This window comes from Burkholderia sp. IT-111MI5, from assembly GCF_949752865.1.
In the GTDB taxonomy this organism is placed as follows: domain Bacteria; phylum Pseudomonadota; class Gammaproteobacteria; order Burkholderiales; family Burkholderiaceae; genus Burkholderia; species Burkholderia pyrrocinia_C.
Genome location: NZ_CATKIF010000072.1, coordinates 312,572 through 328,175, shown reverse-complemented (window position 1 = coordinate 328,175; position 15,604 = coordinate 312,572). Strand labels below are relative to the sequence as shown.

Annotated in this window: 13 protein-coding genes; 6 read left to right on the top strand and 7 right to left on the bottom strand. The window is 67.4% G+C overall.

Annotated features, from left to right (window positions below):
• Nucleotides 1-203: 203 nt before the first annotated feature.
• The 3 genes from ACM6JT_RS34490 to ACM6JT_RS34480 form a co-directional block, all read right to left on the bottom strand.
• Nucleotides 204-1,121 carry a carbohydrate ABC transporter permease gene (locus ACM6JT_RS34490; protein ID WP_217591123.1) on the bottom strand — a complete coding sequence of 306 codons (918 nt, stop codon included), beginning with the start codon at nt 1,119-1,121 and terminating at the stop codon, nt 204-206.
• A gap of 76 nt (nt 1,122-1,197) precedes the next feature.
• The gene (locus ACM6JT_RS34485; protein WP_414858134.1) at nt 1,198-2,436 is read right to left on the bottom strand and encodes an ABC transporter substrate-binding protein; all 1,239 of its coding nucleotides are present in this window, start codon (nt 2,434-2,436) and stop codon (nt 1,198-1,200) included.
• A 63-nt stretch (nt 2,437-2,499) separates the two neighbouring features.
• Nucleotides 2,500-3,654, bottom strand: a complete 1,155-nt coding sequence (locus ACM6JT_RS34480; protein ID WP_414858133.1) for an ABC transporter ATP-binding protein — start codon at nt 3,652-3,654, stop codon at nt 2,500-2,502.
• Between the two features lie 235 nt (nt 3,655-3,889).
• Between ACM6JT_RS34480 and ACM6JT_RS34475 the strand changes: the two genes are divergently transcribed.
• Nucleotides 3,890-4,906 carry a LacI family DNA-binding transcriptional regulator gene (locus ACM6JT_RS34475; RefSeq protein ID WP_131946496.1) on the top strand — a complete coding sequence of 339 codons (1,017 nt, stop codon included), beginning with the start codon at nt 3,890-3,892 and terminating at the stop codon, nt 4,904-4,906.
• A gap of 43 nt (nt 4,907-4,949) precedes the next feature.
• Here ACM6JT_RS34475 and ACM6JT_RS34470 read toward each other — a convergent pair whose 3' ends face one another.
• Nucleotides 4,950-5,975: an AraC family transcriptional regulator gene (locus tag ACM6JT_RS34470; RefSeq protein WP_217591124.1), complete on the bottom strand. Its 1,026-nt coding sequence runs from the start codon at nt 5,973-5,975 to the stop codon at nt 4,950-4,952.
• A 364-nt stretch (nt 5,976-6,339) separates the two neighbouring features.
• Here ACM6JT_RS34470 and ACM6JT_RS34465 point away from each other — a divergent pair, with 364 nt between their 5' ends.
• From ACM6JT_RS34465 to ACM6JT_RS34445, 5 genes are all read left to right on the top strand, one after another.
• Nucleotides 6,340-7,587, top strand: coding sequence for a dienelactone hydrolase family protein (locus tag ACM6JT_RS34465; RefSeq protein ID WP_414858132.1), 1,248 nt, complete (start codon nt 6,340-6,342; stop codon nt 7,585-7,587).
• A gap of 40 nt (nt 7,588-7,627) precedes the next feature.
• Nucleotides 7,628-8,416 (top strand): SDR family oxidoreductase, encoded by a 789-nt coding sequence (locus ACM6JT_RS34460; protein WP_414858131.1) that lies wholly within the window; start codon nt 7,628-7,630, stop codon nt 8,414-8,416.
• 64 nt (nt 8,417-8,480) lie between these two features.
• Nucleotides 8,481-9,719, top strand: coding sequence for a styrene monooxygenase/indole monooxygenase family protein (locus tag ACM6JT_RS34455; RefSeq protein WP_034182315.1), 1,239 nt, complete (start codon nt 8,481-8,483; stop codon nt 9,717-9,719).
• A 5-nt stretch (nt 9,720-9,724) separates the two neighbouring features.
• Entirely contained in the window at nt 9,725-10,252 is a 528-nt protein-coding gene (locus ACM6JT_RS34450; protein ID WP_105390933.1) for a flavin reductase family protein, read from the top strand.
• Between the two features lie 36 nt (nt 10,253-10,288).
• Complete coding sequence (locus ACM6JT_RS34445) at nt 10,289-11,245, top strand: transporter (protein WP_414858130.1); 957 nt, start codon at nt 10,289-10,291, stop codon at nt 11,243-11,245.
• A 107-nt stretch (nt 11,246-11,352) separates the two neighbouring features.
• On the opposite strand, the gene ACM6JT_RS34440 is transcribed toward ACM6JT_RS34445, so the two are convergent.
• The 3 genes from ACM6JT_RS34440 to ACM6JT_RS34430 are packed head-to-tail and all read right to left on the bottom strand — an operon-like array spanning nt 11,353 to nt 15,574.
• A complete protein-coding gene (locus ACM6JT_RS34440; protein WP_414858129.1) occupies nt 11,353-12,327 on the bottom strand; it encodes a hypothetical protein in 975 nt (324 codons plus the stop codon).
• Nucleotides 12,324-12,842, bottom strand: coding sequence for a (2Fe-2S)-binding protein (locus ACM6JT_RS34435; RefSeq protein WP_034182318.1), 519 nt, complete (start codon nt 12,840-12,842; stop codon nt 12,324-12,326). Before ACM6JT_RS34435 ends, ACM6JT_RS34440 begins: the two co-directional genes overlap by 4 nt.
• Nucleotides 12,839-15,574, bottom strand: a complete 2,736-nt coding sequence (locus ACM6JT_RS34430) for a xanthine dehydrogenase family protein molybdopterin-binding subunit (protein WP_414858128.1) — start codon at nt 15,572-15,574, stop codon at nt 12,839-12,841. The genes ACM6JT_RS34435 and ACM6JT_RS34430 overlap by 4 nt, the downstream gene beginning before the upstream one ends.
• Nucleotides 15,575-15,604 lie beyond the last annotated feature (30 nt).

Sequence of the window (15,604 nt, the reverse complement as noted above, 5' to 3'; positions counted from 1 at the left end):
CTTATTCGCACGGCGCGCAACGCGGCGAGCGGCCGTTCTCGTGGCAACCCCAAATTAGAAAATTCATGTCACGGGAATGCCCGAAATCGCGCGTATGGCGGCGTCGCTCGTCGCTTGTTTGGCTCGGCCAAACGGCGCTCCTCACTTCTTGCCCTACGCGCGATTTCGGGCATTCGCATGTGCGTTCCATATGTAAACAGACCCTAAGATTCGACGCGCACCAGCTTGCGCAGCTGCCACACGAGATAGACGAGCATGATCGCGAACAGCACCACCGCGATCGCGGCCGAATAGCCTTCGCGGTAGTACTTGATCGCCTGGTCGACCATGAAGTACGCGAGCACGGTCGAGCTGTCGAACGGGCCGCCGCCCGTCATCACGGAGATCAGGTCGAAGCTGCGCAGCGCGCCGATCACGGTCAGCACCACCGCCATGAAGGTGGCCGGGCGCAGCTGCGGCAGGATCACGTGCCACAGCAGCGTGAAGCCGCGCGCGCCTTCCATCCGTGCGGCCTCGACGATCTCGCCGTTGATGCCGGTAAGCCCGGTCAGGTAGAGGATCATGCAGAACGGGATCTGCGGCCACAGCGCCGCGACGATCACACCGTAGGTCGCATAGTGCGGATCGCCGAGCACCGGGATGCCGTGCCCGACGAGCAGCTTCAGCAGCCCGAAAGTCGGATCGTAGAACCACGAGAACACCAGGCCGACGACGACGCCCGGCAGCACGAACGGCGCGAAGAACAGCGACTTCACGAGCCGGATCCCGAACACGTTCTGGTTCAGGTACAGCGCGAGCGCGAGACCGAGCGGCGGTGCGGCGAGGAACAGCGCGAGCCACAGCACGTTGTTCTTCAGCGCGACGTAGAACGTGTCGGACTGCAGCAGCTCGCGATAATTGTCGAGCCCTGCATACGTCATCGGCGTCATCCCGTCCCAGTGATGGAAGCTCAGCCAGATGCTGCTGACGATCGGATACAGCACGAACACGGTGAAGAGCGCGAAACCCGGCAGCACGAACAGCAGTGCGGCACGGTTGCGCCGGCGCGCGAGCGACGCGCGCGCATGCCGCTGCGGGCCGGCGTCGCGACGCACGGCGCCTTCGGACAGGCTGGTTGACATGAGGTGACCTTCGACGAAACGAACATGACGACGACAACGTAGCGCCGGACCGGCCGGGGCCGATCCGGTCCGCACGCTACTTCCGGTAGATGCGCTTGCGGGTCTGCTCGAGGCGCTGCAGGATCGCGTCGAGTTGCGCCGGATCGGACAGGAACTGCTGCATCGCCTTCATCCCCTCGTCCGCCATTTCCTTCGTCATGTCGCGGTCGTAGAACTGCGCGATGCCGCCCTGCGTCGCGGCCAGCGTGCGGAAGCCGATCTTCGAGATCGGGTCCTGCGGCTCGGGCGCCTGGTTGTTCGACGGCAACTGGCCCATGCCCTTCGCGAACTCGCCGTTGATCGCAGGCTGCCCCATGAACGCAAGCAGGCGGCGTGCATCCGCCTTGTTGTGCGCCTTCGCCGGGACGACCATCACGTTGACCGGACCGTCCTCCGCAAGCGGCACCGACGCGTCGATCGCCGGGAAGCGGAAGAAGCCGATCGGGTTGCGCGCCGCGCTCAGCAGGCCCGCCGAATACCAGGTGCCCATCAGCGTCATCGCGGCCTGGCCGTTGACGATCAGCGGGCTCAGCGCATCGACGTCGTAGGACAGCGCGTTGTCGATGAAATACTTGTCGTCGATCAGCTTCTTCCATGCCGCGTACACCGCACGCACGCGCGGATCGGTATAAGCGACATCGCCCGCCATCAGCTTCTGGTGGAACGCGTAGCCGTTGATCCGCAGGTCGAGGTAGTCGAACCATGCGGCAAGCGTCCACGCATCGCGCGCGGCCACCGCGATCGGCGCAATGCCCGCCGCCTTCAGCTTGCGGCATGCGTCGAGAAACTGCGGCCAGTCGGCCGGCTCGCCGTGAATGCCGGCCTTCTCGAACAGGTCCTTGCGGTAGAACAGGCCATAGGCGTCGTAACCGAGCGGCAAACTGTAGAGCTTGCCGCCGTAAGTCGACGACTGCTTCACGGCCGCATACGTATCGTTCCAGCCGTTCTTCTGCCAGTCCTGACTCAGATCCTCGATCAGCCCGCGCTTCGCGAAATAAGCGAGCCGCTCGCCGTTGTTCCAGCTCAGCACGTCGGGCGGATCGGTCGCGAGCCAGCCGGACATCTGCACCTTGTACGCCTCCTCGGCGACGTAGCTGACCTTCAGGTCGATGTCCGGATTCGCTTTGCGGAACTGGTCGAACACCGCTTGCCACGTCGCGCGCTGGTTGCCACGCGAGGCTACGTTCACCTTGAGCGTACCCGCGTCGGCGGCCCCTGCCGCCAGTGCGGCGGCGGTCGTCAGGGCAAGCAGCAGTTGGCTCGCACGAAGTCTCATCGTTGTCTCCTGGTATTGGTGTGATGGATGCCGCGTCGCGCGCGGCGGATCGGCGCCGCGCCGCTATGCGAATTCCGCCTCGGCACGAACGGCCGGCACCGCGATGCCGGCCTCGTCGAACAGGTGGCAGCACGACGGCGGCACGCTGAACGCATGACGCTCGCCGCGCCGCAGCGCGGCCTGCCCCGGCAGCTTCGCGAGCAGCGGCACGCCGCCAGGGTGATCGAGATGCACGTAGGCGGCCTCGCCCAGTTGCTCGACCAGCGCGACATCGCGCACGATCGCGGGCAGCCCGGCGTCGCCGGCCGGGCCGACGGACAGATGCTCGGGACGGATGCCGAGCGTGATGCGCGCGCCGGGGCCGATGCCGGACGGCAACGGACGGTCGTGCAGCGTCAACACCTCGTCCGTGCCGTCGACGCGCAGGCGGCATCCGTGCGCATCGCTCGATACGACGGCCGCCGGCAGGAAGTTCATTCGCGGCGAGCCGATGAAGCCTGCAACGAAGCGGTTGGCCGGCCGGTGATACAGCTCGAGCGGCGCACCGGCCTGCGCGATGCTGCCGAAGCGCGCGACGTCGTCGCCCGCGTGCAGCAGCACGATCCGGTCGGCCAGCGTCATCGCCTCGATCTGATCGTGCGTCACATACACGGAGCTCGACTGCGAGAAGCGTGCATGCAGGCGCGCGATCTCGACACGCGTCTGCCCGCGCAGCGTCGCGTCGAGATTCGACAGCGGCTCGTCGAACAGGAACACGCGCGGCTCGCGCACGATCGCGCGGCCGATCGCGACGCGCTGCCGCTGGCCGCCCGACAGCGCCTTCGGCTTGCGCTCCAGCAGCGCGTCGAGCTGCAGCACGCGCGCGGCCTCGGTCACGCGGCGGCGGATCTCGTCCTTCGGCACGCCGGCGATGCGCAACCCGAAGCCGATGTTGTCGAACACGGTCATGTGCGGAAACAGCGCATAGCTCTGGAACACCATCGCGACGCCGCGCTCGGCGGGCGGCGTGTCGTTCATGCGCGCGCCGCCGATCCGCAGCTCGCCTTCGGTCACGTCCTCGAGCCCCGCGATCATCCGCAGCAGCGTGGATTTGCCGCAGCCCGACGGGCCGAGAAACACGCAGAACTCATGCGACTCAATCTCGAGGTTCACGTTGCGCAGCACCGGCGCATGGTCGCCGTAGCGCTTCGAGACGTCCTTCAATGAAATGGCGGTCATCGCGCCCTCCTCTGCTGAATCACGCGCGTCGAATCGGAAAATTTAAACGCTTAAATTTTGATGGCGCGATTGGCCCGGTTCGCCGTACCATGTTGTCTCCTTCATGTGATGTGTCGAGAAATTAGCGTATCGCCTGTCCCTGTGCAACTTGTGGGACGCACTCCCAGAATATGAGCAAACACACTCACGCTTCCCCGTTCCCGCACGACGCTTCCCGACCGGCCGGGGGCCGCGCATGGTGACGCTCGCGGAAGTCGCGCGACGCGCGAACGTGACCGCGGCGACGGTCTCGAACGTGTTACGGAATCCTCAGAAAGTGAAGCCGGCGACCGTCGAACGCGTGATGGCGGCGATTCGCGAACTCGGCTATCGACCGAATCTCACCGCGCGTGCGCTCGCCGAAGGCCGCACGTCGACGCTCGCGCTGATGCTGTCGAACATCACGAACCCGTTCTATCCGGAGTTCGTGCTCGCCGCCGAGCGCGAGGCGCGCAAGCGCGGCCATTATCTGCTGGTGTCCAACACCGACGACGACCCGGCGATCACGCGCAACTACCTCGAGCGGATCGCCGGCACGCTTGCGGCCGGCGCGATCGTGATGAACACCGACCTCGCCGAGGCCGAACTTGCCGACATCGCGCGCCATGGCGCGGCGATCGTGCTGTGCATGTGGGAGCATGTGCACGCGTCGCGCACGCTGCCCTGCGTGACCGTCGATTTCGCGGCGGCGGGCGCGTTGGCTGCCGCGCACCTGTCCGGGCTGCGGCATCGCGCATTCGGCGCACTCGTCGGCAAGGGTTCGGGCGGCCCGCAGTCGATGCGGCTGCGCGGCTTCACCGATGAACTCGCGGCTCGCGGCCATGCGCCGGACGCGGTGACGACCGTGTCCGCGCACGATTCGATCGAGGGTGGCTACGAGGCGGCCGCCGCGCTGCTGCGCGCGAAGCCCGGCCTCACCGCGCTGTTCGCGACCAACGACCTGATGGCGATCGGCGCGATGCAGGCGGCGGCCGATCTTGGCCGGCGCGTGCCGGCCGACCTTTCGATCGTCGGCATGACCGATATCCAGCTCGCCCACCAGTTCCGCCCCGCGCTGACGACGGTCCGATTCCCGACATCATTGATTGCCGCGCGCGCGATCGCGCTGACGCTCGACATGATCGACGGCATCGAGCCGACCGCGGCCGTGCATACGATCGGTACGCCGGAGCTCGTCGTGCGCGAGTCGACCGGTACGGCACCGGCCCGATGATCGACGGACGGGCGCGCCGCATGCGAGCCCGTCGTTTCCTCCATCACCCCCGCACCCGCCGCAACCTGAGCGTCGCCGACGGCGACTCCCCGAACGCCCGCTTGTATTCGATCGCGAAGCGCCCGAGGTGCGCGAATCCCCATTTCAGCGCGACGTCGGTGACCGACGCGAGCCCCGGCGTATCGTCGGCCAGCAGTTCCTCGCGCACATGTTGCAGCCGCAACTGCCGCACGAAGCCCATCGGCGTAATCCCGTGGCGATTGCGGAAGCCGGCGAACAGCGTGCTCGGGCTGACGCCGGCGAGCTCGGCGAGCCGTTCGATCGTCAGCGGCTCGTCGAGATGCGCACGGATGTATTCCTCGACGCGCCGCACATAGAACGGCGCGAGCGCCATCGGCAGGTGCCGCGTGCCGTCGCGCGCGCTGTTCGGCTGGCCGTGCAGCAGCAGGTTGAGCAACGTCGATTCGAGCTGCTCGAACGCGAGCGGGTGACGCAGCGGATGCGCATCCGTCGCGATCGCGCCGGCGAGGATCGGCAGCATCTGGGCCAGACACGTCCCCTGCGGTGACGACAGGCCGAATTCAGGTTCGAATTCGACCGGCGCGCGCCGGTCGTCGCCGAAATGCCGCTGCGCGTGGCGCTCCATCACCTCGCGCTCGATGCGCAGGATGACTTGCGGGCACGCGTCGCCCCACCGCATCTTGAGCGGCAGCGTCGGCGAGATCAGCGACGCGGTGCCCGGCGACGACACGAAGCGCGTCGAGCCGCACTCGATCTCCGCGTCGCCGCGCAGCGGAATCTGCAACAGGAAGAAATGCTCGAGCGGCCCCGGCTCGATGCTGACGCCGCCGCCGTAATCGAGCAGGTTCAGCGACAGGTTGCCCCAGCGCGCATGGTGCATGCAGCTGTGCAACGCGCGCGATTCGCCGATCGGCGTGAGCCGGTGCGGCTTGAACACATCGGCGACGCGTGCGCGCACCTCGTCGACATCGTCCGACTGCAGCATCAGGTTGTCGTGATTGAAACAGGCGGCGTCGGCAAGCCAGCCGGTTTCTGAAATTTGCGCCATCGAAGTTCTCCCGTCATGCTCGATCGCACTCGCGCCGTGCATGCGTTCCCGGTATTGGGGAATCCCGCTGCACGATCCGGATAGCGCCCGGAATATCCGGACAGTCCGGCCATCCGAACCCGCAAGTCCCGCGCAACCAACGCAAGAACCGGACCGTTCGCGCATCGTAGAAAACTGTGCGGGGCTTCCGTATCCGCACATACCCGCACACACCCGCCGTTCAGCCGCGCGCCCGCCCGGGCGTGGCGGTCGGGTCGTCAGGTTTCCGGAGTTCGCGGATACCGGCCGAAGAAAGCGGATAGAAGCGCGCGTTTCGGCCACCAATACTGAGCCCGTCACGGAAACAAACAGCATGGAGGGACACATGAAAGGACGTCACATCGAGATTCCGTCGCCGGACGGCGGAACGTTTCGCGGCTACCTGAGCACGCCGGCCGGCGGCAGCGGGCCGGGCATCGTGCTGTGTCACGAGATCTTCGGCGCGAACGCGACCATGCGGGCAACCGCCGACTACTACGCGGAGGAAGGCTACGCGGTGCTCGTGCCCGACCTGTTCTGGCGCCAGTCTCCGGGGATCGAACTCGGCGATTCCGCTGCCGATTTCGAGCGCGCGATGGCGCTTTACCGCGAGTACGACGAGAACAAGGGCGTCGAGGACATCGGCGCCGCGCTGCGCGTGCTCACGCAACGGCCGGAATGCACGGGCGAAGCCGGCGTGCTCGGCTACTGCCTCGGCGGCAAGCTCGCGTATCTCGCCGCCTGCCGGCTGCCGGGCGTGGCCGCCGCGGTCAGCTATTACGGCGTCGGCATCGAGCATGCGCTGGACGAGGCCGTGCAGCTGCGCGGGCGGCTCGTGCTGCAGATCGCGGCGCAGGACCGCTTCTGCCCGCCCGACGCGCAGCAGCGCATTACCGAAGCGCTGTCCGGGCGCGACGGCGTCGAGGTGTATGTGTATCCGGGCGTCGATCACGCGTTCGCCCGCATCGGCGGCGATCATTTCGACAAGGCCGCCGCGGCCATGGCGCATCAGCGCTCGATCGCCGCGTTCCGCGCCGCGCTCGGCCCGCACTACGACCTCTCCGCGCTGTGGGAAGCGCATCTGCTGCACGAATTCGACACGCGCAACGTCGACGCGACGATGGCCACGATGGTGGCCGAGCCGTACGTCAACCATATTCCGACGCTGACGGGCGGCGTCGGCTACGACGAGCTCAAGCGTTTCTACACGCATCACTTCGTGCATGCGAATCCGCCCGACACCACGATCACGCCGATCTCGCGCACGATCGGCGCGAGCCAGATCGTCGACGAACTGCTGTTCTGCTTCACGCACACCACCGAGATCGACTGGATGCTGCCGGGCGTCGCGCCGACCGGCAAGCGCGTCGAGATCCCGCTCGTCGCGATCGTGAAATTTCGCGGCGACAAGCTCTATCACGAACACATCTATTGGGATCAGGCGAGCGTGCTCGTGCAGGTTGGCCTGCTCGATCCGGCCGGCCTGCCGGTCGCGGGCGTCGAAACGGCGCGCAAGCTGCTCGACGAGACCGTGCCGTCGAACGGCCTGATGCGCCGCTGGCAGGACAGCGAACCGCCGACGGGCGCACATTGACGCGGCCCTTCCCCCACCCATCGATTCCGGGAGATACCCCATGACTGCCCTTGCAGGCAAAGTCGCGATCGTCACCGGCGGCGCCACGCTGATCGGCGCCGCGGTCGCGCAGGACCTGACCCGCGCCGGCGCGTGCGTCGCGATACTCGATCTCGATACCGAGAACGGCGCGCGCGTCGCCGATTCGCTCGGCGAACGCGCGATGTTCGTCGCGATCGACATCACCGACGACCGCGCGATCGAGCGCGCGGTGTCGGCCATCGCCGAGCGGTTCGGCGCGATCGACGTGCTCGTCAACCTCGCGTGCAGCTACGTCGACAACGGCATCCAGGCGACCCGCAACGACTGGCTCGCCGCGATGGACGTGAACGTCGTGTCGGCGGCGATGCTGGCGAAGGCCGTTCATCCGCACATGGTCCGGCGCGGCGGCGGCGCGATCGTGAACTTCAGCTCGATCTCGGCCCAGTGCGCGCAAACCGGCCGCTGGCTGTATCCGACGTCCAAGGCGGCGATCCGCCAGCTCACGCGCAGCATGGCGATGGATCTCGCGCCCGACCGCATTCGCGTCAACTCGGTATCGCCGGGGTGGACGTGGTCGCGCGTGATGGACGAGATGACGCGTGGCGACCGCGCGAAGACCGACCGCGTCGCTGCGCCGTTTCACCTGCTCGGCCGGGTCGGCGATCCGTCGGAGGTCGCGCAGGTCGTGACGTTCCTGTGCAGCGACGCGGCGAGCTTCGTGACGGGCGCCGACTACGCGGTGGACGGCGGTTATTCCGCGATGGGCCCCGAGCAGGCGGTGCCGGCCATTCCGCGCCTGGCGGAATGACCGCTGCCCGCCGCCGCTCCCCGCAATCATTCCGGCCGGCATCCGGCCACCCGAGGACATTCTCATGAGACGCATCGCTATCGTCGGCGCCGGCCAGTCCGGCCTGCAACTCGCCTTCGCCCTGCTCGACCAGGGCTATCACGTCACGCTCGCGACCAATCGCGACGCCGAGCAGATCCGCACCGGCAAGGTCATGTCGAGCCAGTGCATGTTCCATACCGCGCTGCAGATCGAGCGCGATCTCGGCCTGAACGCCTGGGAGGAAGCGTGCCCGTCCGTCGAAGGCATCGGCATCGCGGTGCCGCACCCGAACGGCAACGGCCGCAAGGCGATCGAGTGGTCGTCGCGGCTGACCCGCTATGCGCAGTCCGTCGACCAGCGCGTGAAGATGGCCGACTGGCTCGACGGCATTCGGCGCCGCGGCGCGGAAGTCCGCATCTGCGACGTCGGCGTGCCCGAACTCGAGGAACTGGCGCGCAGCCACGATCTCGTGCTGCTCGCGGCCGGCAAGGGCGAGATCGTCAACCTGCTCGGCCGCGACGACGCACGCAGCACGTTCGACCGCCCGCAACGCGCGCTCGCCCTCACCTACGTGAAAGGGATGACGCCGAGCCAGCCGTATTCGCGCGTGCGCTTCAACCTGCTGCCCGGCATCGGCGAGTACTTCGTATTTCCCGCGCTGACCACGACGGGCCCGTGCGAGATCATGGTGTTCGAAGGCATTCCTGGCGGCCCGCTCGACTGCTGGGCCGACGTGAAGACACCCGAGCAGCACCTCGATCGAAGCCTGTCGTTCCTGCAGCAGTATGTGCCGTGGGAATTCGAGCGCTGCCGCGACGTCGAGCTGACCGATCCGAACGGCACGCTGTCCGGGCGCTTTACGCCGACGGTGCGCAAGCCGTTCTTCCGGCTGCCGTCGGGCCGAACCGTGTTCGGGATGGCCGATGCGGTGGTGGTCAACGATCCGATCACGGGCCAGGGATCGAACAACGCCGCGAAATGCGCGAACGCCTATTTCGACGCGATCGTCGCGCGCGATGCCGCGCCGTTCGGCGAGGACTGGATGCAGCAGACGTTCGAAGGCTACTGGGCCTACGCACAGCATGTCGTGCGCTGGACCAACTCGCTGCTCACGCCGCCGCCGCCGCACATTCTCGAACTGCTCGGCGCGGCCGGCCAGTTGCCGTCGCTCGCCGCGGCGATCGTCGACGGCTTCGACGATCCGCGCCGGTTCTCGCCGTGGTGGTTCGAGCCGTCGGCGTGCGCGGCGCTGATCCGCGAACACAGTACCCGTTCGGAGTAACCGACATGGAAACGACCGTTACCTGCAGCCCAACCGTCGACCCGATGCAATTGCGTGCCGCGTTCGGGCAGTTCCCGACCGGCGTCACCGTGATCACCACGTGCGCGGCCGACGGACGCAAGGTGGGCCTCACCGCCAACTCGTTCTCGTCGCTGTCGCTGGATCCGCCGCTCGTGCTGTGGAGCCTTCGCAAGGTCGCGCCGAGCCGGCCCGATTTCGTCGCGGCCACCCACTTCGCGATCAACATCCTCGCGCACGACCAGATCGACCTGTCGCGCCGCTTCGCGACGCCCAGTGCCGACAAGTTCGACGGCGTGCTGCACGTGGATTCGGACAGCGGCGGCGTGCCCTGCCTCGACGGTGCGAGCGCGCGCTTCGTGTGCCGCAACGTCGGCCATTACGAAGGCGGCGATCACCTGCTCTTCATCGGCCAGATCGAGCAGTTCGACGCGTTCGGCAAGGCACCGCTGGTGTTCCATGCCGGCCAGTATCGCGCGATTGCCGATCACCCCGATCTTTCACGCGCCGTTTGATTAGTTATACAAATAAATATCCAGGAGGTGGTGAACATGAAACTCGGCTCTCGCCTGCTCGTCGCCGCAGGCCTCGCGATCGCCGGCATGGCCGGTCACGCGTCGGCCAACGCGGCCGACCTGCCGCCGGTCAACCTCGGCATGACCAGCTTCCTCGACGGGATGCCGCCGGCCAGCTCCGGCTGGTACGGCACGCAGTACCTGCAGTACTACACGGCCGGCCGCGTCAACGACAATGCCGGCAACAAGGTCGGCCTGCCGAAGCAGGACATCGACCTGTTCGCGGGCCTGAGCCAGCTCGTCTATCAGTCGCCGCTGACGTTCGCCGGCATGCATCCGGGCCTCGACGTGATCCTGCCGTGGATCGCGTCAGCACGTACCGACGACGGCATCGGCAACGTCGCGCTGAATTCGCGGGCCGGTTTCGGCGATCTGCTGATCGGCCCATTCATCCAGTTCGACCCGGTGATGGGCGCGCAGGGGCCGCGCTTCGCGCAGCGCGTGGAATTCCAGTTCATCGCGCCGACCGGCGCGTACGATCCGTCGCGCGCGATCAACCCGGGCAGCCATTTCTGGTCGTTCGACCCGTACTGGGCAGCGACGCTGTGGCTGACGCCGAAATGGACCGTGTCGTGGCGCCTGCACTATCTGTGGAACGCGACCAACCATCAGCCGGCCACGTCGCTCGGCCCCGACGTGACGTCGACCCGGGCCGGCCAGGCGATCCATGCGAACTTCGCGACCGAATATGAAGTGCGCCCGGGCCTGCGACTGGGGCTCAACGGCTACTGGCTGCGCCAGACCACCGACATGAAGGAAAACGGGCAGGACGTGCCCGGTACGCGCGAGGCCGTGCTGGCGATCGGCCCGGGCGCCATGGTCAGCTTCTCGCCGCACGATCACCTGCTGTTCAATACGTACTTCGAGTTCCAGGCGCGCAACCGGCCGCAGGGGACGCGGATGGTGCTGCGCTATGTGCATCACTTCCAGTAACGCGACGAAGCGGCGAAGCGGCGGGTATGCAAACCGGGTGGCACGAACGGCGCGATTCGTTCGCCCCGCCCGCCGCAGCCTGAAAATCCATCGTCAAGGAAAACGAACTACTTCGCCGCCTGCGCCGCCGGCGTGAACGTGCACTTCGGATCGTTCTTGCCCCGCGCCGAGCAGCACTCGAGCAAGTCGCTCACCGACTTCGCGTTGGCCGCATTCCATTCGGCGAGGCTGCGGTTGTTGTCGATCGGCATCCAGTGCGTCAGCGGATAACTGCTCGCGAGCTCGTTGCTGCCTTTCGGCGGCGGCAGCCTCCCGGCGGCGAGCGGCACGTAGATCTCGCAACTGTTCCGGTTGCCGATCCGGTGACAGCCGATGCAGGTATTACCCGGCGTGCTGATCGCATGCGATGTAAACGATGCGAAATCGGCACCGAGATTGATGTACTTGCCCCACGGATCGGTCGGCACCTTGTTCCACACCTGCCCGATCCACGGGCTGTACATGACCGGGCTCGCGTCGTGGCACGCCGCGCAGCGCTTCGTCGCGGTCGCGGCGGGCTTCCACCAGAACTCCACCGCCGACGGATGGCCTGGCGGCGGCGTCTTCTCGTTCGGCGGCGGCACGCGCGCCGCGTTCATGCCGGCCGTGCCGCCCCGTTCCGCATGAAACCAGCAGGTCTTGCCGTTGCCCGCATGGTGCAGCACGATATCGACTTCGTCGTAATACGGGCTCCGGTTCGCGCGGATCTGCTTGCGGCGGCAAAACGCCGATATCTGCGTGTCGCCGTGCGAAAGATCGAGAATCTTCGAATAAGGCGTGCATTGCCCGGACGTCGGCGCTTCATACGGCAACAGCGCCGGGCGATCGCAGGTCATGTGCGCCGCATACCGCGCGGGCACGCGGCCATTGACGGTGATCGGCACGTCGGTGCCGCTGTTGCAGTCGAACGCGGGAATCTCGCCGATTTCGTCGGTGCACTGCTGCGCGTATTCGAGCAGCGACGCATCGCCGCCTTCCGCGGCGAATGGGGCAGGCGCGGCCAGCAGCATCGCCAGCGCGACGACGCAGGTTCGGATCGTCATGCCGCCCCCTTCGTGTAGCGCATCGCCACCTTGCGAATCGCCTCGATATATTTGACGTAGCCGGTGCAGCGGCATACGTTGCCGCCCACCCACGTCTCGATCATCGCGTCCAGTTCGCCGGCGTGCACCGGCTGCACGCGCAGGTGATCGAGCATCGCGGTCGCGGCCATCAGGAATCCCGACGCACAATAGCCGCACTGGAACGCGAACGATTCGAGAAAGCTCTGCTGCAGCGGCGACAGCGTGCCGCCCTGCGCGAGCCCTTCGATCGTGTACACGTGCATGCCGGCCATCGCGCTGACCGGAGTCGAGCACGACAGCGTCTTTTCCATCGGCGCATCGGGCGTGTTGCGCACGCCGACCGTGCACGCGCGGCACACGCCGATGCCGCAGCACAGCTTCGTGCCCGTCAGGTCCTGTCGCTCGTGCAGGAAATCGATGAGGTTCATGTCGCCGTCGGCGGCGGCCGCTTCGACGGGTTTGCCGTTCACATGCATGCGGACCGGATCGCTCATCGCAGTGCCTCCCGAATCTTGTCCGGCGTCACCGGCGTCACCCGGAACCGCCGCCCCGTCGCCATCGCCAGCGCATTGAGCAGCGCCGGCGCGATCGGGCACATCACCGCTTCCGCGATGCCGCGCGCATTCGCGGGATCGCCGCCGGGCGGCGGCAGCGCGATCAGTTCCTGCGCGGGAATGTCCGGCAGACGCGTCACCTCGTAGCGGTCGAGGTTCCATCTGCCGCCGCCCGGCCCGTCCGGACCTAGCGGGCACGTCTCGGTCAGCACGTTGCCGATCCCCATCGCCACCGCGCCCTGCGACTGCCCTTCGACGAGCTCCGGCGCAAGCTGCCGGCCGACGCTCACGGCCGTCACCACGCGTTCGACCTTCACGCGCCCGGTCGCCGGATCGACGGACGCGGCGACGAGCGCCGCCGACGGCGCATAGGTCGTGCGCCCGTAGAGGGTCGTGTCGACCGGCGGCGCCTGCAGCGTGCGCGACAGCGGCGTCAGGTAATACGGATCGAGGCCGACCGCCACATAGTCGTAGTCGACTTGCGCACTGCCGGACGCGAACGGATACGTGCCCTTCCAGAAGTACCCGGCATAACTCGCATGCACGGCGGCAACCGTCTGCAGGCCCAGCTTCGCGATCGTGCCGAGCAGCGCCGGCCACGGAATCGGCGCGAGGCCGTTCGCGACGAGCGCGCGATCGACCCAGCGCACGTCCTCGGCCCGCACCGGCACGCCCCACCATGCGCGTGCAGCCGGCAGCACGCTTTGCAGGAACAGCGCCTGCGCGGCCCCCTTCACCGCGTGGTACTGATGGAATGCGCCGAGACAGGCGCTCGACGAGCCGTACGTGTAGCGCACCGTCTTCGGGTTGGCCGCCGGATTGCTCGAACGCGTGAGCCCGAGCGCGTTGAACGGTCCGATCTCGCTCATCGCAATCGTTTGCGCGTTCTGCCCGAGAAATTCGGCCGGTGCGAGACCGAGCGTCGTGGCCGCGCCGTTGCCCATGTCGGTATACGGCGTGACCACGCGCAGCCTGCTGTCGGGCAGGATCTGCACCATCCCGAACATCCCGTCCCCGGACGTTCCGTATGCCTCGTTCGCCATCGCGAGGCCGACGCCGTACCGGAGGTTGCGCGCGCCGCGCTCCGCACGCGTGCGCTCGTGGTCGCGCCACAACGGATGCCGCTCGAGCCGGTCGAGCAGCGCGTCGAGCTGCAGGTCGAACAGGATCGGCGCGCCCGTGATCGCACGCCCCTTGCCGAGACGGGGTGCGTTGCCGAGAAAGTTGGCGCGGCGGATCGCGAACGGCGAAAGCCCGAGCCGGCGCGCGGCCTCGTCCATCAGCGTCTCGATCGCCATGAACGCCTGCGGCCCGCCGAAGCCGCGCTGCGATCCGCCGAACACTTCGCGCGTGTAGGTCGACGCTGCCTGCGCGCGTGCGCGCGGAATCTCGTAGCAGCTCATCGCGCTCAACGCGGCGAGCTGCGCGACGTACGGCGACAGGTTCTTCTTGCCGCCGCCGTTCATCAGGAAGTCGCACGTGATCGCTTCGAGCTTGCCGCGGCGGTTGAACCACAGCGATTCGGAGAATTGGGTCTCGCAGCGCTTCAGGCCGACCTGGAACTGTTCGTAGCGCGACTGCTGCCAGCGCAGCGCGCCCTTCGCAAACGGCGCGGCGAGCGCCAGATACAGCGGGAAGTAGGACTTGTCGCGCCCGCCGAAACCGCCGCCCGGATAGCACGCGATCACATGCGCCTCCTTCACCGAAATGGCGCTGCCGTCGAACAGCGCGCAGGCGCCGGTCGCATCGTCGTTCGCCGATTGCGTGCCGAGGACGAGGCCCATTTTCGCGGCGGATGCGTCGTACCATGCGAGCCCCGCTTCGGGCTCCATGAACATCGGGTCCATCGCCGGCGTCTCGAAGCCGTCGTTGCCGGTCGCGCGCACGCCGATCCACGCACCGGAGGCCGCGTTGCGCGCAATCGTCGCGTCGATGTTGACGACCGCCTCCTCGCGTTCCTTCAGGTATTGCGCGGTCGGCTTGCCGCTGCTGTCGGTCCGGTAGTTGTTCACGTAGTTGAAACCGCGTTCGTCGTCGCGCACGTAGATGGTCACCGGCGTATACGGCACGGGCTGTGCGGCTGCCGAGCGGTCGACCGCCGCGCCGTAGCGGATCACGCTGTCGTTGAAATCGAGCAGCTTCCTCGCGCGACGATAGACATCGAAGTTCTCGAAGATCAGCAGCGCGGCCGGTTGCCCGTAGCAGTCCGCCGGATGGCCGGGCCGTGCGAGCCAGTAGATGTCCTGGTTCGCGATCGGGTCGGGGACCGGCGCAAGCGGAATCCGCCACGCGCTCAGCAGCGCGTTGTCGACGACGGCGATCGGCCGCAGCTCGGCCGGCAGCACGCCGAGGTCGTAGCCTTCGTACACGGCGTCGACGCGGCCGCACCGCAACGCATAGAGCCAGTTCTCCTGCTGCGGCCAGCCGACGAAGTCGCGCGACTTGAAATCGCGCGCGTAGATTTTCTGGCCGGTGACCTTCGGCATCCCGTCGATGCGCCACCGCGCCTTGCCGGGCACCGGCGCCCAGCTCGGCCCGCTCGCGCCGGTATCGGCCTGCTCGCCGGCGTCGAGCGCCAGCGCCGGCAAATGGGTGATCGAGATCGCGACGACAGCGCCGCTCCCGGCCAGCTTCAGAAACGTCCGGCGTGTCACAGGCACATCGATGGCCATGCTGCGTCCCTCGTTCGATTTGTCATGGCT